Source organism: Lentzea sp. NPDC036955 (assembly GCF_055608005.1).
Genome location: NZ_JBVJRC010000001.1, coordinates 775,234 through 800,181, shown reverse-complemented (window position 1 = coordinate 800,181; position 24,948 = coordinate 775,234). Strand labels below are relative to the sequence as shown.

The window sequence follows — 24,948 nt, the reverse complement described above, 5'->3', positions numbered from 1 at the left end:
GGTTACCTGTACCGGTAGAAGACGTCGCTGAGCTGGTCGCCGAGGTCCTCCAGCTCAGCGGAGCCGTTGCGCACGGCGATCACGAACGCCAGGTACGCCGACGTGAGCTCCGCCCGCCGCGCCTCCGGCAGCTGCGGGATCAGCTTGTACGACCGCCTCACCACGCTCTTGAACTCGGCCGGGGTGTCGTCCGGCGGCGGGGGCAGCGCCGCGGCGTCGCTCTGGTCCCCTGGTGCCCCAGGGGGTTTCGGCAGCCCGTCCGGCACGACCTCGGTGCCACCGGGCGGTTCCGGCAGCCCGGCGCCCTGATGACCGGCCATCGCTTCCTTCAGGTGCGCCGCGCTCTTCTCGATCTGCTCGCGGGTGGCCCGCACGTCGCACTGCAGCTTGGTTTCCCACAACCGGTTGTCGTTCAGGTTCCGCACGCCGACGGCCAGCAGCCCGCTCTCGTCGATCGAGAACGTCACGGCGAACCTGTAGTAGCCCTGTTCCCGCGACTCGGGCAGTTCGATGGGCAGCTTGCCGATCAGGTCGTTCTCGTAGGCGACCGGGTTCTCGCCCTGGAAGATGCGGACCATCAGCAGCTTGCCGGGACCGGAGTTGGTGAAGTGGTCCTTCGTCTCGCTGCCGGGAATCCGGCTGTCCTTGGGCAGGATCGGCACGAAGTCCGTCTTGTTCGCCAGGATGCCCAGGGTGTGGCTGGTGACGTCCTGCAGGACGATCATCCCGCCCTCGGGCGAGGCCCCGCCGATCACCAGGCCGTTCTCGTCCTCCACCGGGGCCATCTCGATGTCGGCGCCCTCGTAACCGTCGGCGGCGGGGTAGTCCCGCGCGACCATGCCCGCGCCGCGGGCGACCACCTCGTCAGGGCTGATGTCGGATCGGATGTCCTTGAGCTCCAGGCCCAGGTGCTCGGCGAGCATCCCGCGGATGCACGCGATCCTGGTGGACCCGCCGACCAGCAGCACCTGCTCGATCTCGTCGCGCTCGATGCCGTTGCTCTCCCGCGCCGACTCGATCGCCTCGTCGAGGCAGGTGAGCGAGCGGTCGAGCAGGTCCTTGATCAGCGACTCGAACACGGTCCTGGTCAGCGGCACGTTCACCGACAGGTCCTTGGTGAGGAACGGCAGGTTGAGCGTCGCGGCGTTGGCGACCGACAGCTCGCGCTTGCGCATCTCCGCCTCCCGCTTCACCCGCTGCCAGATCGCGCGGTCGCCGGAGAGGTCGGTGCCGTGCTTCTCCTTGATGTGGTTGAGCACGTAGCCGGTGATGAGGTCGTCGAAGTCGCCGCCGCCCAGCCGGGGGTCGCCGCCGGTGCCGACGACGCTGATGTTGCCGGGGCTGACCTGGATGATCGACACGTCGAACGTGCCGCCGCCGAGGTCGTACACCGCGTAGGTGTGGGTCTGGTCGTCCTCGATCTTGTCCGCGCCGAAGCACACCGCGGCGGAGGTCGGCTCGTTCACCAGCCGGCGCACGTTCAGCCTGGCCATCCTGGCCGCGTCCTCGGTCGCGCCGCGCTGGGGTTCGCGGAAGTACGCGGGCACCGTGATCACGGCGTCGTGGATCGGCTCGCCGACGAACTCCTCGGCCTGCCGCTTGAGCTCCATCAGGATGAACGCGGAGATCTCCTGCGGCAGGTAGTCCCTGCCGCGGAACCGGACCCGCTTGGGCTCGCCGGAGTCCTCCGGCCCGGTCGGCTCCCTGAGGTACGCGCCCATGTCGCGCTTGACCTCGATGACGGTGTTCTCCGGGTCGCTGGCCAGGTTGTTCTGCGCGGGTGCCCCGACGATCACCTGACCCTCCGGGTCGAGCCCCACGACGCTCGGCACCGTCTTCGTGCCGAGCGCGCTCTCGATGACGACGGTGTCCTTGCCGTCGTAGATGGACACCGCGGAGTAGGTGGTGCCCAGGTCGATCCCGATGACCTTGTGGAATGGCATGACTCTCCTATGCCTCTGCGGTGTCGGTGTCCGTGGTCGTGCCGGTTTCCGGCTCGGTACCGGCGGCGGGACGGTCGGCCTGCACCTCCACCGCGACGGGCGTGAGCAGGCGTTGATCGAGCAGATAGCCGTCTTCGAGCACGCGCACGACGGTGCGGGGCGGGGCGTCCGGGAACGGCGACTCGTCCGGCGCCACCAGGCTGACGCAGCGGTGCCGGTTGGGGTTGAACGCCTCCTCGCCGAGCGAGACGGCGATGCGCTCCGCACCCATCCGGCTCAGCACCCCGTGCAACGTGATCACGAGACTGCGCACGTGCCCGGACACGGCCTCGGTGTCGGTGAAGTCGGCCTTGTCCAGCATCGCCTCCATCGCGCCCAGCGGGCCGATCAGCTCGACGCACAGGTCCTTGAGGGTGCGGTAGGCGAGGCCGGCCGCGAGGTCCCGGCGCAGCTCGCCGAGCTCCCGCCGCACGTCGGCGCCCAGCGCGCGCTGTGCGTGGCCGAGCTGGTTCATCGACGTCGTGACGGCGGTGTTGTCGTCGACGACCTCCTCCAGCAACGCCCCGATCCGGTCCAGCCGCTCGACAGCGGGGTCGGTGCCGGCCGGCGGGTCAGCGGTGTGGTCCGTCGTGTGCTCCGGGGCCGTCGTGAGCTCTGGGGCCGTCGTGGGTTCCGGGTCGGTCTTGAGCTCCGGTTCGGTCGTGCGGTCGGTGTCCGGCGCCGTGTCCATCAGCACTGTCCGATCAGGTCGTCGAGGAGGGTGTTCGGGGTCACGTCGGCCGCGAAGTCGCTGCGGTCCACATCGGACAGCGGACGGAGCTCGACTCCGGCCGCTCGCAGATGAGCGCTGATAACCCGGTGCAGCACGTCGATCCGGTCCGCCTGGCTGGTGAACACCGGCGCGGCCGCGGAGCGGATCGTGAAGAACCGCAGGTGCTCGTGCCCCCTGTCGTACTGCTGCCGCTTCGCCGGACGGACCAGCACGTCCGCGACACCGTTGATCTGCTGCTGCCGTTCGGTGAGCTCGTCCTTGCGCCCCGGTTCGCGGCGCACCCGTTCCCGCAGCTCGCGGATCAACCGGTCCCTGGCCTGCCGGATCTCTTCTGCGGAGGCGTCCGGTGACACCCCCAGCCGCGAGTAGTGGGAGTCACCCCCGAGGTCGATCATGAACATCGTCATCTCCCAGCGTCTTCCGGCTCGCCTGCCAGCCGGGCCGCCATCTCCCGCAGCCTGGCGAGGGCCTTGTCCAGTGACGCGCGTTCCGCGTCGAGCCCCGCCTGCTCCGCGATCCGCAGCCCTTCGGTCACCTTGTCGACGGCCACGCGCACGGCCGTCAGCGCCGACTTCCTCGTCTTGTCGCCGGTGTCGCGCACGTACTCGGCGATCGCGGCACTGGCCGCCTCCTGGGCGGGCTCCACCAGCTGCCGGAGCGACGCGCGGACCGGCGCGGCCGCCGCCACCGGCTCCAGCGCCACGAGCCGCTCGGTGAAGTCGGCCCGTTGCCCCGCGCTCAGCGCCAGCTCGATGCCCTCGCTCAGCAGGGCGATCGCCTCGTTCGTCTCCGCCACGCGGCCCGTCGCCGACAGCTGCTTCACCAGCTCCCGCCGCAGCTGCCCGCAGCGCGGGAACCGTTCCAGCTCCCGCCGGGCCGCCGCGATCGCCGCCTCCCGGCTCGGCAGGCTCCGCGGGATGCCCTCCATGCCGATGAGGTCGACCAGGGCGACCAGCTCGTCGACCGTCGCCTGCCGGTTGTCGTCCTCGTCCTGCGGTGGCGGGAGCTCCAGTGCTGCCACCGCGGCCGCGTACGCGTCGTCATGCCGGTTCACGGCGCGCAGCGCCAGGCACCGCATCAACCGCAGCGTCAGGTCGTGCGGCACCACCTCGACGCAACCGTCCAAGAGGGACAACCGATCGGCCGACTCCTCGTCGGTGCGCGGCTTCGGGGTGTCCCAGTAGGTCGCCAGCGCGACGAGGTCCTGTTCGAACATCCGGACGAGGTCGAAGTCGTCGGCGATCGCACCGATCGCGACGCAGATCGGCCGCAGCGCCCGCCAGGGCAGCACCAGCTGCCGGCGTGCCAGCTCGTAGCCCATCCGGAGCTGCGCACCGGACGGTCTCCTGTGCAGCTCCTTCATCATCTCCCGCAGGATCAGCCCGCGGCGCAACGCCAGCTCGGCCAGCGACCGTGCCTCCTGGCGCTCCGGCTCGTAGTAGGCGTCCCTGGTCTCGCCGATCGACAGGCGGGCGCGCCGGGCCTGCCCGGCGGCCAGGGTCGCGAAAACGCCGACACCGGCCCAGTCCCGCCCGCTCAAGGCCAGCCGCAGGTGCTTGACGAACGCCTCCTCGGCCGCCACGTGGTCCTCCTGGCCGGCGTCGGCGGGAACCCCGAGCAGGTGGGCCGGTGACCGGAAACCGAGGCGTGCGTTGACGTAGTGGAGGTCCCACTGGTGCAGCCATTCGGTCAGCGCGTCCGGATCGGCCAGCCACGCCGTGATCTCCTCGGCACTCGGTGTGTCCCTGAGTCCGGTGCGCTCGCAGTGCCGCTGGTGGGCCTGCTGGGTCAGGGCGGAGTGCAACGACCGGCGCTCCTCCAGCAGCAGCTGGACGTCGCCGGCGCCGGCCGCGTGCAGGTAGAGCAGCTCGCTCGCCCGGTCCCAGGCCGGGCCGTAGTCCTGCTCCGACTTCGTCTTGGCGGCCAGCAACGCGAGGTTGAGCGCCACCGGGACGCGGAACCTGTCGATCGAGCCTGCCTCCTGCCACAACAACCTGGCCTCGTCGAACCGTTCGGCCGCCCACGCCTTGCGCGCGTGCCCGTCCAGCACGGCCAGCCTCAGCTCGTCGAAGCCGTCGGAGTCCCGAAGCGCCCGCGGGTAGGTGTCCAGCAGTGCGAGCGCCTCGACGGCAGAGCTGTGGTGGTCCGGTCCGTACCGGTCCAGATGCAGGCAGCACACCAGTTCCAGTGGCAGCGTGCCGTTCTCGACGTGCTCGGCCGCCGTCGTGACGAACGCCGCCGGACCGCCCGCCTCGGCGAGGTCCAGTGCCGCGGCGAGCATCCTGACCGCCGGGTGGTCCGAGTGCCCGGCCATGACGGGCTTGGCGAACTCCCGGACCGAACGCGGTTTCTGGCCGTTCGCCAGCAGCAACGCGCACGCGGTGGCGTACTCGCCGACCTCACCGGCTTCGCCCACGCGCAGCAGTCCCGCCTGCAGGAGGGCGGAAAGCTGGCTCGCCTGCGTCTTGCCACGGGTGATCTGCTCGTGCAGCGCGACCCGCCAGGCGGCCGGCGCGCCCTGCACGCCGCGGTTGGGGGCGGGACGGCGGGACTTCCGGTCACCGCCGGGGGTGCCCTGGTCCTCCAGCCACGAGTCCACCTCGGCGACGGCGGCCTTCAGGTCCTGCGGGCTGCCGCTGTTCAGGCCCGCGAGCACCCGGTCGCCGAGCTCACGGGTGTGCTTCCCGATGTCCAGCAGTGCCAGCGCGAGCAGCAGGTGCGCCCGGCGGCTGTTCGGTGCCAGGCGGATGGCGTGGCGGTACTCGGGCACTGCGGCCACCGCGCCGCCGGACCTGTGCAACAACCGCCCGAGGTGCAGGAACAGCTTGGGGCAGAACGGGTCCTGCTCGATGGCGGCGCGCAGCCGGTCGATCGCCTCCGCCGGTTCGGTGTCCTCCGCGACGGCCAGCCGGAACTCGGCCTCTGCCAGCGCGATCCGCACGGCCGGTGTGGCGTCGCGGGCGCGCAGCTCCTCGATCGCCGCCAGCAGCGATGTCCTCGTGTTGCCGCCGGTGGCCGTGACCGTCACGTGAAGTCCTCGTACAGCTCGACGACACCGGGCCGGCAGACGGCGAGCAACCGGCCGTTCGCCGAGATGGTGGCGGTGGTCGCGTTGGGCCACAGTGCCTGCGGCTCCCCGTCGCGCCAGTAGGCGTACCCACCGTCCGGATCGGACACGATGAACCGGCCGGGCACCCCGCAGGTGCCGATCAGCGCGTGGCCCGCGGGGAAGACGTGGTCGCGCACCTGCCGGTCCGCCGCGTCGACCAGCCACGTCTCGGTTCCGGCCGCCGTCTCGACCAGCAGCGTGCACTGGCCGGCTGCCGAACCGGGCAACAGCCCGCGCGCACCGGGTCGCGGTTCGCCCACGCCGATCGAGCCGTCCAGCCGCAGACTCGTCAGCGCCTCACCGGTGAGCAGGACCAGCCGGGTGCCCGCGTAGGCGAGATCGGTCACGAAGCCGACCGCCGGCATGTTGGCGACGCGGCGGTTGTCGGAGTAGATGGCGAGCCCGCCGGACAGGTCGGCGACGGCGAACCGGTCACGGGCGTCGGCCGCCGCGATGCGGTGCACCCCGGCCTTGACCTCAAGCAGCTCGTGGCGCCGGCCGTCCGGCGCGAACAGCCACAGGTGCTGCTTCCACGACCCCGCGACCAGGTTGTCACCGACGAAGCACAGGTCGCCGACCGCGCCGTCCATCCGCGCGGTGACCACGGGAGCCCCGTCGGCGAAGCAGCGCACCGCTCCGTCCCAGCCGCCGACGGCCAGCCGTCCATCCGGTCCGCGGGCCACCCGGCGCACCACGACCGCACAGCTGTCCCGCCAGACCGTGTGCTCGCCCTCCCGGACGACCAGGGTGTCGGTGCCGCGTTCCCACACCACCAGCCGGCCGTCGCCGAGGGGCCAGGCCGCCCGGCTCTCGATCCGGCACGTCTCCACCAGCTGCGTGGCCCGGCCGTCCCGCCGCGGGGCCGTTCGCGTCGAGCCGCGGAAACGCCGGTACACCGAACCGAGGCTGTCCTCGGACGGCAGGTCGCGGCACGCGTCGCGGAGGATCCGGCAGGCCCGCACCGCGGTCGTGCAGGACGCCAGCCGCTCGGCGAGCGGACCGTCCACCAGTGCGGCGAGCGCGCTCAGGTCCTCGGCCCTGGTCGTGGTCCTCGGCCGGCCCGGACACAGCGCCACGGTGCCCAGCGCACCGACGACCACGTTGGCGAGCACGACATCACCGTGCACGACCGGCGGATCCGCCTCGTGCAGTCCGCGCAGCACCTCCGCGACGCCCAGCGCCAGCTCGCAGGCGGCGCGGGGTGGCAGCTCCCGCACGTGCTCGACCAGGTTCTCGGCCCAGACACCGTCGATCGCGGGCATCGCGAGGTAGTGCAGCCGGCGACCGGCGATCACGAGGTCGCCGCCGTCGTCGGGCGCCAGGACGCCGCCCCGCCGCCCGTTCGCGAACCGGGCGACGTGCTGGCGGAAGGCGCGTTCGTCGGCCGGTGGCGGTTCGACGAGGACGACCGTCATCGGCTTGTCGCGGCTCGTGTCGTGCGCGCCGTAGAGCGGTCCGAGCGTGGTGCGCCCCAGTGCGGGGCCGCGCAGCAGGTAGTCGGTGCCGGGCAACCGCCGGGTTCCGTCCTCACCGGCGGGCAGGACGTCCCAGGCCGCCACCTGTTCGTCCGGCCGGTGCCAGTCGGGGAACACCCACTGCGTCAGCATCGCCAGGGTCTTGAGCGGGGACTCGATCGTCTCCGCCGTCACGGCCGGCCCGTCGACGTAGCCGGGTACGACCTGCCGTCCGTAGCCCTCCATGGTCGCCAGCGCGTCCCGGATCTCGGTCGGCAGGCTCCGCCGCATCATCAGCCGGTCGGTGATCCAGCCGAACTCCGCGTGCCCTGGAATTTCGCCGACTTCCTGGCGGTACAAATACTGGCACAGTTCACGATAGGCCCGGTACGCCTCGAACAACGCTCGTTCCGGTTGGTCGACGTGACCAAACGGGGTGGCGCAGATCTGTCCGAGCGCGTCTTTCCCCGGACTCGTCGGCTCCACCCTCCGGCGAATTCTTCTGGTGACGAGCAGGTACTGCTGGTCGTAGTCGTGGCGCCGGTTGGTCAGGTCGCAGATGGTCAGCTGGCTCAGGTACGACGGCACCTTCATCGTCAGCGGCCGGAAGATCGCCGGAATCGTTCGCACCTCCCGCGCGCCGGGATCTCGCGCGAGGCTGATGTGCAGCTCAGCCTTGGTCCAGTCGCGTCCGAGGTAGGCGTCGGACAGGCAGACGATCATGTGCGCCGACTGCGCGATCCCGTCCGCCAGCTGTTCCATGACGGGAACGCCGCCCGCCATCTGCTCGTAGTCGATCCAGACCTGGAACCCATCCCTTTTGAGAGCCGTGACAAAAGGTTTGACCAAGTCCTCGTCGGCGATCGCGTAACTGATGAACACGTCGAAAACGGGGGACAGGTCGTCCCGGTCAGCCAACTCGAAATCCTCCGTCCGCGACCTTGTCGGTCACCCCCCGGATTCCGGCAGGTTATCAGCGCGGGGCGCGGCGTCAGTGGCCAAAAAGAGGACAAATAGAGGCCAGAACGCGCAGTCGAAACCCGTGTTCGGCCTTGCCGGACAACCGGGACACCGACGCGTGTGCACGCTCTCGGCAGTTTCGGTGCGGCGAGAAGCGTTCGCGATCTTCGCCGCGGCCTGCTGGCTCACTCGAACGGCGCATCCCCACCGGCAAAGGCTCACTGCGGGCGTCGAGACCGCGCAGATCATGCACCGAAAGGGTGAGGGGAACGGCTCCAGCTGATCTCTTTAGTGTGAAGCAGCGCCCCTATATAGAGTACAAGAAACCCAGGTCACGGTACTGTCCCGCCATGTTCTGGCGACGGCGGCGTCACGCCGGTCGCGTGCTGCGGGCCCTGACAGCACGACCCGACCTCGAGCTCGACACGGCAGCACTTGCGGAGGCGGCTGCCCTCAGTCCAGCGCGGTTGTACCCCGTCCTGGTGCGCCTGCGCCGGCTGAACCAGGTCGCCACCCGCTGGGCCGCGACCCCCGGGCGCTCGGGGCGCCAGCTGCACCGGGCAACGGTCTACGGGCGGTGGGTCTCCGCCGAGCACCGTCCGCGGTTCGTCCCCTCGTGGCCCGCCGATGGGAAGACCGCCGAGTGAACACCGTCTGGCTGCCGATCGCTGATGGCGGCTATGACAGAGCGGCTGCGCTCTACGCGGTGCTGATCGAAGGCGGCGACCACACGTCGCAGGTTCCCGCCGGCGCCGGCGCTGTGGCCGGCGTGGTCGCCGTGCTCTACGCGGTGCGCTACTGCCTTGTCGTCCGGTCGCTGTCGGTGCAGCCGCGTGAGGTGGCCTGGCTCCTCCTGATCGCACCGCTGCTGCCGCTCGGCGAGGCCCGCGCGTGGATCGCGGACTTCGAAGGACAGCTCGCTGATCTCCCGCCGCGGCAACGTGATGCGGTGCGTTCGCACATCGGGATGTCGTTCCTGGTGTTGCTGCGCGCAACATGGGCGGCATGGGTGGCGAAGAAGCTCGACGTCCTGCGCGAGCTGTCCAGCTGGCTCACCGCCGTGTGGATGTTGCCCCGCATCGGCCGGGTGAACGCGCTGCTGCGCTCCAGGATGCCGGTCTGGCCGAAGCACGAGGAGCAGCTCCACCAGCTCCAGAGGCAGCTGAGGAAGCTCCGGCTGTGGGGGTGGTTGCTGGCGCGCGGCGTGAGCGAGCGGCACCACCCGAAGATCGTCACCAACGCCGCGTGGCTGGCGAGGAGCTGCACCGGTCTGCTCGCGGAGCAGGAGCGGCCTGACCGGGCTCGCCCGCAGGACCGCCTGCCGTCCCCGCTGGAGGTCGCCTACCTGCTGGAGATCAACCACACGACGCTGGTGATCACGCAGCTCGTCGAGCGGCTGGCAACGTCACGGCGTGGCTGGAAGCGTGAGGTGGGCGGGGCGACCTAGGGCCTGTGTCGAGGTCCCGTTCGATGAGAGTCGCGCCTGAGGTGGTTCCTGGCGGTGCGGGCGGACAGCCCGCATACCGGTGTTCTATGTGGGCTGTCCGCCCGTGCCGCCGGGGGCCGCCTCAGGCCCGGCTGTCGCGAACACGGACTTCGACACAGGCCCTAGCTCAGGCCGTTCGCGAGGCGTCCCTGCTGGAAGGACTGCGCGAAACCCTTCGTGGCCGCGGTGCGGAGCGCTTCACGGGCTTTCTCGGCGCCGTCCTCGGTGAGCTTGAAGTAGCGCCGCCGCGGCCGTTCTTCTTCGTGCGGGTCGACGTCCTCCCAGCGATCGGTGATCCAGCCTGCCGTGAGCAGGCGAACCAGGATCGGGTAGGTCGTGCCGGGCATCAGGTGGGTGCGGTCGGCGATCTCCAGGCCGTACAGCTCGGCGGTCGGATCAGCCAGAAGAGCGTGCAAAACGGCCTGCGTCTGGACGGTCATCCGCAGTGCTCCCACAACGAGGCACCCTATATCGAGTTGTGGAGCCGCCGCAGGGCCATGTGCGTGGAAACACCCTTACGTGCACTCGGACGGCGCGATCGGGCCATCAGACGTAGACGTCCATTCCCAGCGCGTCGTTGAGTGGTTACGCCGACCAGTACACGATCGGGTGGTTGAGGCGCTGACCCTATATAGAGATCATTATAGGGGTGTAGGTTCTGCCCATGACGCAGCTGTGGCGAGTCCGCACCGCCATCGCCGACCTGGCCGACAGGTCCATGCCCGCGTGCCCCCGTTCGTCCCGCGCGTTGTCCCGCTCAAGGCTTACCGCACACCCCTGACAATTGTGAGCGCCTTGCTGCGGCGGGCGCCCTGCGCATGCCCTGATCCGTTCTCCCCGGTCGGCTTTCACGTGAGGTACTTCGTTCAATGTCCCCGCAGCACCGTCCTCGGCGCACGTCTGTCCAGCGGGCCGGCCGCCGCAGGCGCGTCACCCCTGTGGCTGCAGTACTGGGTGGCGGAGGCTCTCTCGCGAGCGTCTTCCTCGCCTCCTGGATGTCCTGGTTAGTGGCCGGGCTCCTGTTCATCGCGCTGGTCGCGGTCAGCGGGGTGTTCTTGGCCGTGTTCTCCAAGAGGCACGAGCCCTTCGCCCGCGTGACCGAGCTGGCACGCCTGGCCAAGGGCGACGAGGAGTCGGGAGGCCTGCCGTCGGCGGTGCGGCGCTGTGAGGGGAAGCCCTGATGGAGTGGTGTCGCCTGATAACGAGAGCATCACGGGATGATCTCGGTGAGAATACCGGGGTGAGCTGGAGGGTGCGCCGCACTCCCGACAAACGGAGGAGTGCTTGAAAGAGCCGGGCGAGCGCTGCTTCTGGCTGGCGCTTCTCGCAGCGCTTCCACTCGGGACCACCCTGAGCCAGGTTCTCGAACTCTCGCTCCTGACCTCGCTGGTCGTGGGGTTGGGCGCCATGGTGATGTGGGGCGGCGCCGCGCTGGCCCTGTGGTCATGGCTCTACGTGCGCGACCTCCACGCCGAGACGCGTCACTGGGTGCTGACCTTCGTCGCGATCGGCATGCCGGAGCACTACGTGCCCGTGTGGCTCGAACAGATGCAGGCGCAGCTCAACGAGCTGAGCGGGCAGCGTCGCAAGACGTTCCTCACCGACCTGTTCCTCACGGCGCCGAAGAACTGGGTCGAGCTGAGCTGGACGCGCTTCCGGTACCTCCGCGCCAGTCGCTTCAGGGGCAACGAGCTGCGGTTGGCGCAGCACCTGGTCATGGTGCTGGCGCCCGACGGGAGGCGCAGCACGACCTTCGACCTCCTCCACGCCGTGGGGATCTCACGCCTGCAGAACCGCCGTGCCGCGCACAACGTGCCCGCCCTGGTGATGGCGCAGCGGCTGCTCGCGACGGAGAGCAAGCACTTCAGGGCCGCTCGTGAGCTCGCTGCCGAACTGCTCGACACCAGGGAACGGGTGTACCTGCTGAACCGTGACGTGCTTCGGATGCACCGCCGGGTGTGGCCGCGGCACGAACAGCCTCCGCACTCGCTCAGGTTCGAGGAGCTCGACCGGCTCCGGTCCCACGCGCTCGACCTGAGCCGGCGCCTGCGTGCCGCGCTCATGACGGGCATGGCCCGGGAGCTGGACGGCTAGCGCATGAAGATCACCCGGCAGCCGTAGGAGGTCAGCCGCCGGTGCACCTCGTCGGCCTCGGCCTCGTCCTGGGAGAGGTGCCAGGTGCTCGGCGTGATCACGGTGGTGATGTGCAGCTCCCACACGACGTCGAGCAGGACCCTGAACGCGTTGCGTTCCAGCGGGCTTCCGGGGCGCAGGTCGACGAAGATCGGGTGGTAGAGCGCGAAGCCGAGCTCCCTGGCGTGCGTCATGATCCGTTCTTGCAGCTGCGGCACGGAGACCCGCTTGCCTTCTCCCCTCCGCAGGTAGCCGCAGGCGATCGGGAGGTCGCCGACGGCCAACGGGTGGGGAGGACGTTCGGGCGACTCCGCGCGTTCGGTCATCTTCGTCCCACCGTGCTCTTGCTCCTGCGCAACGTGCTCACCGCTCGCTCTACGTCCTCTGTGTGGTTGTACGGCGTCGCCGGGGTGTGCGGTTCGATGTCCGCCATTCGGCCGGACGCGGAGCCACTCCTTCGGCTGAGTTGATCAACAGGATTTCAGTGCGGACGCAACGGCGTCATCCCGCCGGGGTGAGGACGTCACTCGTTCGGCCGCCTGCCGTTCGGTGCACGTCGGCTGCGCCGTTGAGCGGTGGGGTGTGGAGGTTCGGCGAGCGGCGGCCGCTTCAGCCGAGCGGCCGCGAAGACCCCGCCTTGGCCAGCGCCGGCCGCGCGGCGAGCACACCGGTCTCGGTGAGCCGGTAGAACCGGCGCCTGGGTCGGCCCGCCGCGCGGGGATCGACGTTCTCCCAGCGGGTCTCGAGCCAGCCCAGCCGCACCAGGCGAGCCAGGATCGGATAAGCGGTGCCGGGCATCATGCCGGCCGACTTGGCGATCTCCAGCCCGAAGTGCTCCGCGGCCGGGTCGGACAGCAGCAGTCGCAACACGGCCTGGACGTGGACGGTCATCCTCGGCCGGGCGGTCATGAGGTTGCTCGGCAGCGTGCGGTGCGCCTGCCATTCGGGACTGCGAGACATGTTCGATCGCTTTCGCAGATGGGAACGCGAGTGGCATATCTTGGTGGTGATCCACGGTGATCGAAGATCAGGCTATTGCGGGTGCGGAAATCCGTCGCCGATCTGGCGTGAACCTATCATCCAGGCGTTCCACCTGCGTCAACGTTCAGCGAACCGAATGGGTGAACTGGAGGTTCTTCACCTCATGTGGTTGTATTGCGGCCATTCCAATCAAGGGGGGCCCTGACCGTCTCCGGGGTTTGACGGGGGGAGGCGTGGCGATTCTGAAATTCGGTTCACGGCCTGGCGGCAGGCTCTGGACGGTGAGCGCTGCGGCGGCATCAATGCGCACGGCCATGGGGGCGTGCAGCTCAAGCACGAGCCGGTCGCGGTCATCGCCACAAAGGCTTCGAGGTCGTCGAAGTTGCCCGCGAGCCCGTTGCCGACACCCGCGCGGTCTCTGTGGGAGGTGGAGGTCTCTCACCTGCACCGGCGAGGTCGAGGGCGAGACGTGCTCCCATGCGCACTGTGATGGGGAACGTGCCCGGCCATTGAGATGTCTGATGCCGCAGGCGGTTTCAGGGGATGGGGTTCGGTATTGCGCGACTGCTCCAGACGGGCTATCCGGTTGCGGAGTGCGCAGAACGCTCATCGCTCGGTTCCCGAGCAATTCGGCCCAATGCTGAAGAAACTCGCCCTTTGGGCTGTTCGGGTGTATTCCACGGGACCACTATTTTTGTGAAGAAAACGCTCCCACGCCTGGGGTAGCCTCGGCGAAGATCCAACGTCGCCCGCGGCGTGCGGCGTCGTGCACGTCGGCGTGCCGTGGCGATCGAGCCACCGTGACGGGGGAACGGGAGCTTGACATGGGGCTTGGGCTGCTCGGGCCGGTCGAGTTGGTCCTGGACGGCCGGTCGGTGGAGCTGGGGGGTCCGCGGCAGCGGGTCGTGCTGGCGGTCCTCGGCCTCAACGCCAACCGGGTGGTGCCGGTCGAGCAGCTGATCGACGCCGTGTGGGGCACGGCTCCGCCGTCGACGGCGCGGGGACAGGTCCAGATCTCCATCTCGTTGCTGCGCAAGCTGTTCGCCGACGCCGGCCGGTCGGATGTGATCGTGACCCGCCCACCGGGGTACGTGCTGCGGCTCGGTGCCGGGGAGGTGGACAGCCTCCGGTTCGGTGAGCTCGTGGCGGCGTCGCGGGAGCTGGCCGAGAGCGGGAAACCCGTGGACGCGGCGGCGACGTTGCGCGAGGCACTGGGGTTGTGGCGGGGGCCCGCGCTGGCGGACCTGCCCAGTGACCTGGTGCAGCGCAGCGCCACCGTGCTGGAGGAGCAGCGGCTGGCCGCGATCGAGGCCCGCATCCGGCTCGACCTGGGGCTCGGGCGGCACCGCGAGGTGGTCGTCGAGCTGCGGGCGCTGGTGGACGGGCACCCGCTGCGGGAGGGGCTGTACGGGCTGCTGATGCTCGCGTTGTACCGGACCGGGCGCCAGGCCGAGGCGCTGGAGGTGGGACGGCGCGCCCGCGCGCTCCTCATCGAGGAGGTGGGGCTGGAACCCGGTCAGGAGCTGCGGGACCTGGAGCAGGCGATCCTGCGCGGGGACGCGGCACTCGGTGTGCCGGAGTCACCGCTGCCGCTCGGTCCGCCGGCCCCGCCCGCGCCCGCCGCCGGTGAACGGCCGGCCCTGGGCGTGGTGCCGCGGCAGCTGCCGGCCAGCATCGCGGACTTCACCGGCCGCGAGGAGCAGCTGGACGAGATCATGCGGTTGCTGGACGTGGACGAGGACAAGCGCTGGAGCATGCCGATCATCGCCATCTCCGGCAAGGGGGGCGTCGGGAAGTCCACGCTCGCGGCCCGCGCGGCCCACCAGCTGAGCAGCCGCTACCCGGACGGCCAGCTGTACGCCGACATGGGGGCGGCCGGCGACAACGACCACACGGCCAAGCTGCTCGCGCGGTTCCTGCGGGCGCTGGGCGTGGCCGGCTCGGCGGTGCCGGAGGACGTGGAGGAACGGACCGAGCTGTACCGCAGCAAGCTGTCCGGCAAGCGGGTGCTGCTCGTGCTGGACGGTGTGTCCGACGAGTCGCAGGTGCGGCCGCTGCTGCCGGGCAGCCCGTCGTGTGCGGTGATCGTGACGAGCCGGGTCCGCCTGAGCGGGCTGCCGGGGGTCCGGCAGCTCGACGTCGGCGTGTTCGGCGTGGCGAAGTCGCTGGAACTGCTGAACCGGATCATCGGCCCGGCGCGGGCCGGGGCCGAGCCGGACGCCGCGGTGGAGCTGGTCCGGTTGTGCGGCGGACTGCCGCTCGCCCTGCGCATCGCGGGCGCGCGGCTGGTGTCCCGGCCGCACTGGCGGTTGAGCGGGCTGGTCCGGCGGCTGCACGACGAGGCGCGGCGGCTGGACGAGTTCGCCCACCACGGGTTGGAGCTGCGGTCGACGTTCGAGATCACCCACCGGGTGCTGGGCGAGCAGGCCCGGCGGCTGTTCCGGCTGTGCTCGCTGGTCACGGCGCCCGACTTCCCGGGGTGGACGGCCGCCGCGCTGCTGGACACCACCGCGGCGGAGGCCGAGGAGGTGCTGGAGAGCCTGGTCGACGCCCAGTTGGTGGACATCGTCCAGTACGGGGAGGCGTCACCGCGTTACCGGCTGCACGACCTGATCCGGGTCTACGCCGCCGAACGGTTGCAGCAGGACACCACGGAGGAGGAGCGGACCGACGCGCTCGGGCGGGTGCTGGGCGGCTGGCTGGCGCTGGCCGAGGAGGCGCACCGGCGCGAGTACGGCGGCGACTACACCGTCCTGCACGGCACCGCGCGCCGGTGGCACCCCGGCGCCGCCGAGCTCGACGACCACCTCGGCGAACCCGCGCACTGGTGGGAGGCGGAGCGCAGGGCCCTGGTGGCGGCGGTCCGGCAGGCCGCAGAGGCCGGGTTGGACGAGCTGTGCTGGGACCTCGCCCTGACCTCCGTCACGCTGTTCGAGGCCAAGGGGTACTTCGACGACTGGCTGGAGTGCTCCGGGCTCGCCCACGAGGCGGCTCGGCAGGCGGGCAACCGGCTCGGGATGGCCGCGACGCAGTACTCCCTCGGAACGCTCCACGTGTTCCAGGCCCGGCTCGACGACGCGGAGAGGTGCTTCACGGTCGCGCTGGAGCTGTTCGACGCGGTGGGGAACGAGCACGGCAGGGCGCTGGTGCTGCGGAACTACGCGCACGTCCACGGACTCCGCGGCGACACCGCCGCGATGATGGCCAAGTACCTCGAAGCGCTGGCGGTGCTGCGGGCGGTGGGCGACCGGATCGGCGAGGCGCACGTCCTGCGCAGCATCGCCAAGCACCGGGTCGACGAGGGGGACACCGAGAGCGCGGCCCGCCTGCTGGACCAGGCGCTGACGATCACCAGGGAGACCGGCTGCCTGCGGGTCGAGGCGCAGGTGGAGCACAGGTTCGCCGAGCTCCACCTGGCCACCGGTCAGCTCGACGCCGCCAGGGACGCGTTGCACCGCGTGCTGCGCATCGTGCGCGACAACGGTGACCGGATCGGCGAGGTCTACGCCGTGCACGGCCTGGGACTGCTCCGGCAGCGCGAGGGGCGGCTGGACAACGCCGACACGACGCTGGTGAACGCGCTGCAGCTGGCCCGGCGGGTGGGGGAGCGGTTGATCGAAGCCAGGTCCCGGTACTCGCTCGGCGAGATCGCGCTCGCCCGTGGCGACGTGGACGGGGGCGCGGCGCACCTGGAGGAGGCCCTGCGGCTCTTCGACGAACTCGGATCGGCGCTGTGGCAGGCCAAGGCGCTCGCGTTGCTGGCGGAGCACTTCGACGGCGCGGAGTCGCGGGAGCGGGTCGAGCAGGCCCTCGTGCTCCTGTACGGCATCGAGTCCGCCGAGGCGGTCGAGCTCGTGGCGCGGTTGCGCGAGCGGTCGGCGTGCGGGTCCGTCGTGGGGTGAGCGGGCTTTCCGCGTGACGGCCCGGCGGCGGGTGCTGCCGGCCGGGCCGTTGCGTCGATCGATCCGCTCACCAGTGCGTGTCGTCCACGCACATCTGCAGCTTGTCACTCCAGTGGGTGTCCGGCGGGCACTGCACGGCCGCCGTGGCCGTCGAGTCCGCGAGGACGGCCGCCGCAGGGCCCGCGATGACGGACACACCGACCACGACCGCGGTGAGCAGGGACTTCAGCACCGGATTCTCCTTCCGTCCGTGCCGTTCTGGCTCGGTGCGACCAGCAGACCCGCTCGCGCCTTCGACGCGCCTTCCCCGCGCTCACAGCACCTGGCCCGCAACCGATAGCGGGCGGAAAGCGCATCGACAGCGCCGCCCCGCACCGTTGTCCCCGTACCTGCTGCGGCGACCACGGAGGGCAGCGCACGTGAACTGTTCCCAGGTGGGCTCCAGGCGACACCTGGCGCCCGATCTCGTGGACGTCGTGGTCGAGCGGCTCATGACCGGTGCGGCCGTGACGGGTGCGCTGCGGTCGGCGGTAGCGCAGGAGCACCACACCGCGGTGCTCACCGCGCTGGCCGCCCGGTACCTGCTCGCACCCGGCGTGGTCACCGCGTCGGTCGTGGGCACGGGCCAGGCGGTGCGGGCTCAGCTGGAGTCGCTGACCCGCTCCGTGCCGGACCTGACCCACGTCGCGGTCCGCGTGCTCGACGGCGCGCCGCTGGACCGCGACCTGGTGGACAGGCTCCACCGGACCGGCATCGGGCTGCACGTGGCCGCCACGGCGGCTGAGGCGGTGTTCGGGGCGAACCTCGTGGTCGTCACCTCCGGCGCCGGCCTCGACACGTGGCCCACGCACCTGCCCCGCGGGGCGTTGCTGGTCAACGCCAGCGGCGGCGAGCTGCCCGCGGCGCTGACCGGCGCGGTGGACGGCCGGTTCGTCGACGACCTGGCGCTGCTGAGCGCGGCGTGCCCGCAGGGCCGTCCCGTCGAGGCGGACCTGCGGCAGGTCGTCACCGGCGAGCGCGCCGGCCGCACCGGTGCGGACCACGTGCTGCTCGTCGACCTGCTGACCGAACAACGGCAGCACGGACAAACCCAGGAGGAGGACCACGAGTGTCGATCGAGAACGAGGTCAAGCGGTTCATCGTGACCACCTTCGCCCCGGACGTCACACCCGACCAGCTCCCGTCCGACTACGACCTGCTGGACAACGGGGTGGTGGACAGCCTGGGCCTGCTCCGCCTCATCGCCTGGGTGGGCGAGCGCTACGAGATCCCGGTCGAGGAGCGCGACGTCTCCCCGGCCCAGTTCAGCTCGGTGGAGGCCATCACGGCCTTCATCGCGGACGCACACACCTACGTCTGAAAGACCGAGGAGAGGGAGGGCTCACGCACATGATCGTGCGCGACAAGGCCGGCATCGACGGCATCGACTGGGGGAACGGGCTCAGCTACCGGCTCTTGGTCCAGAAGGACAACATGGGCTTCACGATCGCTCACACCGTCGTGAAGGCGGGGTCGAAGTCCCCGCTGGAGTACCGCAACCACCTGGAGGCGTGCTACTGCATCGCGGGGCGCGGACAGGTGATCGACGAGGACGGCACGACGCACGAGATCGAGCCGGGCGTGATGTACGCGCTGGACCGGCACGACCGGCACTTCCTGATCGCCTCCCCCGAACAGGACCTGGAGCTGATCAGCGTCTTCAACCCGCCGCTGCGCGGAGACGAGCGGCACAACTTCGACACGGACGAGTTCTCCCAGTACTGACCGGCGACCGGTGGCGTGGGAGCGCTCCCGCTTCCACGCCACCGGCCGACCCCAAGACACGACGCGAAGGAGTTCACGGTGTCCGCACGCGACGAGTTCTTCTCGGTGTCCGAGGAGGTCGCCGACGCGCTGGCCGAGGGCCGGCCGGTGGTGGCGCTGGAGTCTTCCGGTGTGGTGCAGGGCCTGCCGCACCCGCTGAACCTCCAGACCGCGCTCGACATGGACAAGGCCATCCGCGCCGAAGGCGCCGTGCCCGCCCGCACCGGCATCGTGTCCGGCCGGCTCGTGGTGGGCATGTCCGACGAGCAGGTGGAGCTGTTCGCCACCACGCCGACCGTGCCGAAGGTCGGGGCCCGCGACCTCGGTCCCGTGCTGGCCGGCGGTGGGCACGGCGGCACGACGGTCTCCGCGGCCCTGGTCGCCGCCGCCAGGGCCGGCATCGAGGTGTTCGCGGTCGCCGGCATCGGCGGTGTCCACTTCGGAGCGCAGCGCAGCTTCGACATCTCAGCGGACCTGGTGGAGTTCACCCGGCACCGGGTGGCCGTGGTCTGCGCGGGTGCCAAGTCGCTGCTGGACCCGGCGCTCACCCTGGAGTACCTGGAAACCCAGGGCGTTCCGGTGGTGGGCTACCGCTGCGACGACTTCCCGGCCTACTACAGCGTCTCCAGCGGCGAGCGCAACCCGCGCCGCGTGGACGACCTCGACGAGCTGGCGGCCGCGGTGCGCCTGCACTGGGCGGTGGGCAACACCGGTGGCTTCCTCGTCACCCACCCGATCCACGCCGAGGACGCCCTGCCCGCGGACGAGGTCTACGCGCTGGTGCGGGAGAAGCAGGCCGAGACCGAGGCGGCGGGCGTGCAGGGCAAGGACGTGACGCCGGCCATCCTCAGCGCGGTCGGCAAGGCCACCAGCGGCCGCACCGGCGAGGCCAACCGGTCGGTCCTGCTGTCCACCAGCGCCTTGGCCGCCGGGTTCGCCTCGGCGCTCAAGCGCAGCCGCCCGGAGGAGCAGGCGTGAGCACCGCCGTTCTGTTCGACGTCGACGGCACGCTGGTCGACACGCCGGCCGGGATGACGGCGGTGCTGCGCCAGGTGGTGGCCGAGAACGGCGGCTCTGCGGACGAGGCGCGGCTGCGTGCCACCGTCGGCCGCCCGCTGGTCGCCTCCCTGGCGCTGCTGCTCGGCCTCCCGCCCGAACACCCCGGTGCCGAGCGCGCCGCCGACCGGGCCCGTGAGCTGTTCACCGAGGTGGTCATCCCGTCGGCGCGCGAGCTGGTCCTGCCCGGCGTGCCCGAGCTGCTCGACGGCCTGCGCGCGGACGGCCGGCCTGTCGCCGCGGTCACCAGCAAGGTGCACCGCAGCGCGGTGGAGCTGCTGGCGGCCACCGGTTTGCTGGTCCACTTCGACGTTCTCGTCTGCCACGGCATGGCCGACCGCGGCAAACCGCACCCCGACCTGGCCCTGCTGGCGGCCGACCGGCTCGGCGTCATCCCGGCCGACTGCGTCGTCGTCGGTGACGCGGTCGACGACATGGCCATGGCCCGTGCCGCGGGCATGACCGCCCTGGGCGTGGCCACCGGCGTCGCCACCGCCGACGAGCTGCTGGCCGCGGGGGCGAGTGCCGTGCACGCCGACGCGCTCGGGCTCGGCACCGTCCTCCTCCCGATCAGCACCCCTTCGAGGTGATCACCATGACCAGTACGGAAGACGCCACGGCACGCGGGCGCACCGCGAACGCGGCACTCGCGATCCTCGCCGTGGCGCAGTTCCTCATCGCACTCGACTACTCCATCGTCTACATCGCACTGCCCAGCGTCGGCGCGGACCTGGCGCTGACCGAGAGCTCCCTGCAGTGGGTGGTCAGCGGCTACGCGGTGTTCTTCGCCGGGTTCCTCGTCGTCGGCGGCCGGGTGTCGGACCGGTTCGGCCCGCGCCGCCTGTTCATCGCAGGCACCCTGCTGTTCGGCGTGGCCTCGCTGCTGGGCGGCCTCGCGCCGAGCGCACCGCTGCTCCTGGTGGCCCGCGCCGCCCAGGGCGTCGCGGCCGCGGTGCTCCAGCCCGCGGTCATCGCCCTGATCAACACCTCGTTCCCCGCCGGACCCGCCCGCAACCGTGCCCTGGGCGTGTGGGGAACGGTCGGCGCGTCCGGGCTGGCCGCGGGCGTGGTCATCGGTGGCCTGCTGACCACGGTGTCCTGGCGGTGGGTGTTCCTGATCAACCTGCCACTGGCGGCGATCTGCGCGTTCGCCGCCCCGAAGCTCCTGCCCCGCAACGAGATCACCACCGCTGACCGCGGCGGTCTCAACGTGCCCAGCGCCGTGCTGTGCACCGGTGCCGTGCTGTCCGCGGCGCTGGCGCTGACGCTGACGGCGGGCGGCAGCTGGACGGACCCCGGTGCCCTGGCGGCGTTCGGCGCGGCCGCGGTGCTCCTCGCCTGGTTCGTGGTCCAGGAGCGGCGCAGCGAACGCCCGCTGGTCGACCCCGTGCTGCGGCGCACCCGTTCGCTGCTGGTCGGCTGCGGCACCACGGCGCTCTACATGGCCAGCGTCGGCAACCAGTTCTTCGTGGTGACGCTGCTGGTGCAGCAGCTGCGCGGCTACGACCCTCTGGCCGCGGGGCTGGCGTTCCTGCCGATGGCGGTGGCGATCGCGGTGGCGAACTCCGTGGCGGCGCGCATCGTGGCCGCGATCGGGGTGCGGGCCACGCTCGCGCTGGCGTTCGTCGCGGACGCGGCCGGCCTGCTGCTGCTCGCGTTCCAGGCGCACGGCGACAGCTACGTCGTGCACCTGTTGCCGGGTCTGCTGATCACCGGCTTCGCCCACGGCGTGACCTACGTGTCGATGTTCATCGCCGGCACGGCCGACGTCGAGGACCGCAACCAGGGCACCGGAAGCGCGCTGATGACGACCTCGCAGTACATGGCGGGCGCCCTCGGCGTGGCCGTGCTGGTGCTGGTGCTCGGTCGTGAGCCCGACGCCGGTGCGTTCGCCGCGGCGTTCGTGACCACCGCCGTGGCGGCTGCGGCAGGCGCGCTGCTGGCCTGGTTCGGGCCGGTCCGGCGTGAGGGGAGCCGGTCGTGAGGGCGCAGGCCTGGACCGCGCGGCTGGGGGTGCTGGTCGTGCACAACGACCCGGTGGTCGAGGCGGAGCTGTGGGCCATGGCGCCGCCGGGCGTCACCGTCCACACGGCCCGCTTCGAGAGCCCGACCAGCACCGGCGCCGAGTACACCAGCGAGTCCTGGGAACGCGTGGTGTCCAGCCCGGACGTGCGGCGCGGCCTGGTGCAGCTCGGCGAGCTGGGCGTCTCGGCGATCTGCCTGTGCTTCGGGTCGGCCAGCTTCTTCGGCGGCCTGGAGTTCGACACCGGGTTCACCGCCGCGGCCGCCGAGCTGACCGGCGGGACCCCGGTCTACACCGCCGGGCAGGCCATCCGCGCCGCGCTGACCACGCTCGGCGTGCGCCGTCCCATGGTGCTCGCGCCGCCGTGGTTCACCGCGCCGACGTTCGCCGCCGCGGAGTCCTACCTGACGGCCGCCGGGTTCGAACCCGCCGCGCTGGTGCCCTTCCGACTGGGTGAGCGGTGGGACGGCGTCGAGCGCCACCGGCTCTTCGACCGCGGCGGGCGCTGGGACGTGCACCCCGCCGAGGTGTGCCGCCAGGCCGCGGCGGCCTTCCCCGCGCACGCCGACGGGCTGCTGCTGCCCGGCAGCGGCTTCCGCTCCTGGGAGGCCGTCGAGGAGCTGGAGCGCCGGCTCGGCGTGCCGGTCGTGACCTCCAACCAGGCGTGCCTGTGGCGACTGCTCGACCTCACCGGCCTGGACGCGCGGGTGCCCGGTGGCGGACTGCTGACCGCCGGCCGCTGAGCCGGCCCGACCTCGACTGGGGAACCACCATGCCCACCACATCGTTCGTGACCGCGTTCGCCGCGCAGGTGGACGCACGACCGCACGCCCCGGCGTTGTCCTGGGCCGGGGCCGCGGTGGACTACGCCTCACTGGACCGGCTGGCGCGGGAGTCCGCGTCGCTGCTGCACGATGTCCCGGCCGACGCGCCGGTGTGCGTGCCCGCGCACAAGTCGCCGGAGACCATCGCACTGCTCATCGCGTGCTTCCGCGAGAACAGGCGGGTGCTGCTGCCCTCCGCGACGCTGGGCCACGACGCCCTGCTGCGGCTGTGCGAGCAGGTCGGCTGCTCGCACGTGCTCACCCCGCAGGGCGTGCGGACGACCGGCGCCGACGCCGCCGTGCTGCCCGGACCCGGTCTGCTGCTGACCACCTCCGGCTCCACCGGCACGCCCAAGGTCGTCGTGCTCGCCGAACGGGGCGTGGACGAGTTCCTCGCCTGGTCGGCCCGCACGTTCGGCATCGGCCCCGGCGTCGGGGTGCTCAACTACGCGCCGCTCAACTTCGACCTGTGCCTGCTGGACCTGTGGGCGGCACTGGCCGTCGGCGCCCGCACGGACCTGGTCGACCCCGAACGCGCGACCGACGGCGACCACCTGGCCGATCTGTGCGCCGAGTGGGCGCCCGCGGTGGTGCAGGCGGTGCCGCTGTTCTTCCGGCTGGTCACCGCGACCGGGCGGGTCCTCCCGGCCGTGCGGGAGGTCCTGCTCACCGGGGACGCCGCTCCGCCCGCACTGCTCACCGGCGTCGCGGCCGCCTTCCCGCAGGCCCGGCTGTGGAACGTCTACGGCTGCACCGAGACCAACGACAGCTTCGTGCACCGCATCGACCCGACCCGCACGCCGACGCCGATCGGCACCCCGATCGACGGTGTCGAGTTCCGCATCGTCGACGACGAGGACCGCGACGCCGACAGCGGCGAGCTGGTGGTGCGCACCCCGTTCCGCGCCGAGGGCTACCTCGACCCCGAGCTCACCCGCGACCGGTGGCACGACGGCTGGTTCCGCACCGGCGACCTGGTCCGCCGCGACGGGACCGGGCTCGTGCACCTCACCGGCCGCACCGACCACCAGGTGAAGGTGCGCGGCGTGCGCACCAACGTCCAAGAGGTCGAGAACGTCGTGCTCGCCCACCCCGAGGTGGTCGAGGCCGCCGTGGTCCCGCTCCCCGACGAGGAGGCCGGGACCGTGCTGCGCGCGGTGGTCCGCCGCGCGCCGGGCTCGCGGCTCAACGGACTGCACCTGCGGGCGCACTGCGCCGCCGCGCTGCCCAGGACCGCCATCCCCGGCGCGTTCGAGATCGGCGACGAGGCGCTGCCCCGCACCTCCACCGGCAAGGTCGACCGCACCGCGCTGCGCACGCGGCGGACAGCGGTCGCGGAAGGGGTGTGACGTGATGATCGAGTGGAACGAGGACCAGCGCTCGTTGCGCGCGGCGGTCGAGGAGCTCGGCCCGGTGCTCGGCGAGGGCCACGTCGAGCGCGACGCCGGCGGCGAGTTCGCCGAGGGCGCCTGGAAGGTGCTGTGCGAGACGGGGTTGCTCGGCCTGCCGTTCGGCGAGCGGTGGGGCGGTCTCGGCCAGGACCTGCTGACCACCATGTACGTGCTGGAGGGCCTCGGCCACACCTGCCGCGACGGCGGGTTCAGCTTCTCGGTGTCCACGCACATGGTCAGCACCGGCGTGCCGCTGCAGCGCTTCGGCTCAGCGGAGCTGAAGGACCGCTACCTCACCGGGGTGTGCGACGGCTCGGTCATCGGCGCGCACGCCATCACCGAACCCGAGGGCGGGTCGGACGTCATGGCCATGCGCACCTCCGCGGTGCGCGACGGCGACCACTACGTCCTCAACGGCAGCAAGACGTTCATCAGCAACGGGCCGCTGGCCGACGTGGTCGTCGTCTACGCCCGCACCGGCAAGCGCGGCAGCCCCGCCGCCATCACCGCGTTCCTCGTCGACCGCGACACACCCGGTCTGACCGTGGGCAAACCGGTGGCCAAGATGGGGCTGCGCACCTCGCCCCTGAGCGAGCTGTACTTCGACGACTGCCGGGTGCCTGCGGCGAACGTCGTCGGCTCGCCCGGTGCGGGGTTCCTCATCCTCGACCACGTGATGAAGTGGGAGATCCTGTGCTCCTTCATCATCAACGTCGGCGAGATGCAGCACCGGCTGGAGCGCTGTGTGGACTACGCCCGCACGCGGGTCCAGTTCGGACAGAAGATCGGGTCGTTCCAGTCGGTGTCGAACCGGGTCGTGGAGATGCGCATCGCGGTGGAGACCGCGCGCAAGTGGCTCTACGACACCGCGGTGAAGCTCCAGAACGGCAAGAACGTCACCGCGGACCTGGCCATCGCCAAGCTCCAGGCCAGCGAGGCCAACGTCAGCACGGCCCTGTCCGCGGTGCAGCTCTTCGGAGGGTACGGCTACACCGCGGAGTACGGGCTGGAGAAGGACCTGCGCAACGCCGTCGCCGGGACGATCTACTCCGGAACCTCGGACATCCAGCGGCAGCGCATCGCTTCCATGATGGGTTTATGAGGAGAGTGA

At 71.3% G+C, this 24,948-nt stretch carries 23 protein-coding genes; 14 read left to right on the top strand and 9 right to left on the bottom strand.

The window, feature by feature from the left end:
- Nucleotides 1–2 precede the first annotated feature (2 nt).
- The 5 genes from ACZ7CF_RS03835 to ACZ7CF_RS03815 are packed head-to-tail and all read right to left on the bottom strand — an operon-like array spanning nt 3 to nt 8,196.
- The gene (locus tag ACZ7CF_RS03835; protein ID WP_360398784.1) at nt 3–1,943 is read right to left on the bottom strand and encodes an Hsp70 family protein; all 1,941 of its coding nucleotides are present in this window, start codon (nt 1,941–1,943) and stop codon (nt 3–5) included.
- 7 nt (nt 1,944–1,950) lie between these two features.
- The gene (locus ACZ7CF_RS03830; protein ID WP_470368731.1) at nt 1,951–2,673 is read right to left on the bottom strand and encodes a nucleotide exchange factor GrpE; all 723 of its coding nucleotides are present in this window, start codon (nt 2,671–2,673) and stop codon (nt 1,951–1,953) included.
- Nucleotides 2,673–3,122: a J domain-containing protein gene (locus ACZ7CF_RS03825; RefSeq protein ID WP_360398778.1), complete on the bottom strand. Its 450-nt coding sequence runs from the start codon at nt 3,120–3,122 to the stop codon at nt 2,673–2,675. Before ACZ7CF_RS03825 ends, ACZ7CF_RS03830 begins: the two co-directional genes overlap by 1 nt.
- Nucleotides 3,119–5,743: a hypothetical protein gene (locus ACZ7CF_RS03820; RefSeq protein ID WP_470368730.1), complete on the bottom strand. Its 2,625-nt coding sequence runs from the start codon at nt 5,741–5,743 to the stop codon at nt 3,119–3,121. The genes ACZ7CF_RS03825 and ACZ7CF_RS03820 overlap by 4 nt, the downstream gene beginning before the upstream one ends.
- Complete coding sequence (locus ACZ7CF_RS03815) at nt 5,740–8,196, bottom strand: TIR domain-containing protein (RefSeq protein ID WP_470368729.1); 2,457 nt, start codon at nt 8,194–8,196, stop codon at nt 5,740–5,742. Before ACZ7CF_RS03815 ends, ACZ7CF_RS03820 begins: the two co-directional genes overlap by 4 nt.
- Before the next feature lie 392 nt (nt 8,197–8,588).
- Here ACZ7CF_RS03815 and ACZ7CF_RS03810 point away from each other — a divergent pair, with 392 nt between their 5' ends.
- Nucleotides 8,589–8,885, top strand: a complete 297-nt coding sequence (locus tag ACZ7CF_RS03810; RefSeq protein ID WP_360402174.1) for a hypothetical protein — start codon at nt 8,589–8,591, stop codon at nt 8,883–8,885.
- On the top strand, nt 8,882–9,685 hold the full coding sequence (locus ACZ7CF_RS03805) for a hypothetical protein (protein ID WP_470368728.1): 804 nt from the start codon (nt 8,882–8,884) through the stop codon (nt 9,683–9,685). The genes ACZ7CF_RS03810 and ACZ7CF_RS03805 overlap by 4 nt, the downstream gene beginning before the upstream one ends.
- Nucleotides 9,686–9,846: 161 nt before the next feature.
- Here the strand turns inward: ACZ7CF_RS03805 and ACZ7CF_RS03800 are convergent, their stop codons facing one another.
- A complete protein-coding gene (locus ACZ7CF_RS03800; RefSeq protein WP_360402150.1) occupies nt 9,847–10,164 on the bottom strand; it encodes a PadR family transcriptional regulator in 318 nt (105 codons plus the stop codon).
- 555 nt (nt 10,165–10,719) lie between these two features.
- Between ACZ7CF_RS03800 and ACZ7CF_RS03795 the strand changes: the two genes are divergently transcribed.
- Both ACZ7CF_RS03795 and ACZ7CF_RS03790 read left to right on the top strand, forming a co-directional pair.
- Complete coding sequence (locus tag ACZ7CF_RS03795) at nt 10,720–10,905, top strand: hypothetical protein (protein ID WP_470368727.1); 186 nt, start codon at nt 10,720–10,722, stop codon at nt 10,903–10,905.
- 103 nt (nt 10,906–11,008) lie between these two features.
- Entirely contained in the window at nt 11,009–11,818 is an 810-nt protein-coding gene (locus ACZ7CF_RS03790; RefSeq protein ID WP_360402144.1) for a hypothetical protein, read from the top strand.
- Here the strand turns inward: ACZ7CF_RS03790 and ACZ7CF_RS03785 are convergent.
- Together ACZ7CF_RS03785 and ACZ7CF_RS03780 are read right to left on the bottom strand one after the other, a co-directional pair.
- Nucleotides 11,815–12,183, bottom strand: coding sequence for a hypothetical protein (locus ACZ7CF_RS03785; RefSeq protein WP_360402141.1), 369 nt, complete (start codon nt 12,181–12,183; stop codon nt 11,815–11,817). The two genes, ACZ7CF_RS03790 and ACZ7CF_RS03785, sit on opposite strands and share 4 nt — an antisense overlap.
- 283 nt (nt 12,184–12,466) lie before the next feature.
- Nucleotides 12,467–12,817, bottom strand: coding sequence for a PadR family transcriptional regulator (locus ACZ7CF_RS03780; protein ID WP_470368726.1), 351 nt, complete (start codon nt 12,815–12,817; stop codon nt 12,467–12,469).
- Between the two features lie 845 nt (nt 12,818–13,662).
- On the opposite strand from ACZ7CF_RS03780, the gene ACZ7CF_RS03775 reads away from it, so the two are divergent.
- Nucleotides 13,663–16,740 (top strand): AfsR/SARP family transcriptional regulator, encoded by a 3,078-nt coding sequence (locus ACZ7CF_RS03775; protein ID WP_470368725.1) that lies wholly within the window; start codon nt 13,663–13,665, stop codon nt 16,738–16,740.
- 67 nt (nt 16,741–16,807) lie between these two features.
- On the opposite strand, the gene ACZ7CF_RS03770 is transcribed toward ACZ7CF_RS03775, so the two are convergent.
- Nucleotides 16,808–16,972: a hypothetical protein gene (locus ACZ7CF_RS03770; protein WP_360402132.1), complete on the bottom strand. Its 165-nt coding sequence runs from the start codon at nt 16,970–16,972 to the stop codon at nt 16,808–16,810.
- A 202-nt stretch (nt 16,973–17,174) separates the two neighbouring features.
- Here ACZ7CF_RS03770 and ACZ7CF_RS03765 point away from each other — a divergent pair, with 202 nt between their 5' ends.
- From ACZ7CF_RS03765 to ACZ7CF_RS03725, 9 genes are all read left to right on the top strand, one after another.
- Nucleotides 17,175–17,885, top strand: coding sequence for a hypothetical protein (locus tag ACZ7CF_RS03765; protein WP_470368724.1), 711 nt, complete (start codon nt 17,175–17,177; stop codon nt 17,883–17,885).
- Nucleotides 17,849–18,100, top strand: coding sequence for an acyl carrier protein (locus ACZ7CF_RS03760; protein WP_458433515.1), 252 nt, complete (start codon nt 17,849–17,851; stop codon nt 18,098–18,100). The genes ACZ7CF_RS03765 and ACZ7CF_RS03760 overlap by 37 nt, the downstream gene beginning before the upstream one ends.
- Before the next feature lie 29 nt (nt 18,101–18,129).
- A complete protein-coding gene (locus ACZ7CF_RS03755) occupies nt 18,130–18,504 on the top strand; it encodes an ectoine synthase (RefSeq protein ID WP_360402123.1) in 375 nt (124 codons plus the stop codon).
- A gap of 78 nt (nt 18,505–18,582) precedes the next feature.
- On the top strand, nt 18,583–19,521 hold the full coding sequence (locus tag ACZ7CF_RS03750; RefSeq protein WP_360402120.1) for a pseudouridine-5'-phosphate glycosidase: 939 nt from the start codon (nt 18,583–18,585) through the stop codon (nt 19,519–19,521).
- Complete coding sequence (locus ACZ7CF_RS03745) at nt 19,518–20,189, top strand: HAD family hydrolase (RefSeq protein ID WP_360402117.1); 672 nt, start codon at nt 19,518–19,520, stop codon at nt 20,187–20,189. The genes ACZ7CF_RS03750 and ACZ7CF_RS03745 overlap by 4 nt, the downstream gene beginning before the upstream one ends.
- Before the next feature lie 5 nt (nt 20,190–20,194).
- Nucleotides 20,195–21,583 carry an MFS transporter gene (locus tag ACZ7CF_RS03740; RefSeq protein ID WP_360402114.1) on the top strand — a complete coding sequence of 463 codons (1,389 nt, stop codon included), beginning with the start codon at nt 20,195–20,197 and terminating at the stop codon, nt 21,581–21,583.
- Complete coding sequence (locus tag ACZ7CF_RS03735; protein WP_360402111.1) at nt 21,580–22,365, top strand: maleate cis-trans isomerase family protein; 786 nt, start codon at nt 21,580–21,582, stop codon at nt 22,363–22,365. Before ACZ7CF_RS03740 ends, ACZ7CF_RS03735 begins: the two co-directional genes overlap by 4 nt.
- Nucleotides 22,366–22,394: 29 nt before the next feature.
- Nucleotides 22,395–23,795: a class I adenylate-forming enzyme family protein gene (locus tag ACZ7CF_RS03730; protein WP_360402108.1), complete on the top strand. Its 1,401-nt coding sequence runs from the start codon at nt 22,395–22,397 to the stop codon at nt 23,793–23,795.
- A 4-nt stretch (nt 23,796–23,799) separates the two neighbouring features.
- On the top strand, nt 23,800–24,939 hold the full coding sequence (locus ACZ7CF_RS03725; protein WP_360402105.1) for an acyl-CoA dehydrogenase family protein: 1,140 nt from the start codon (nt 23,800–23,802) through the stop codon (nt 24,937–24,939).
- Nucleotides 24,940–24,948: the final 9 nt, after the last annotated feature.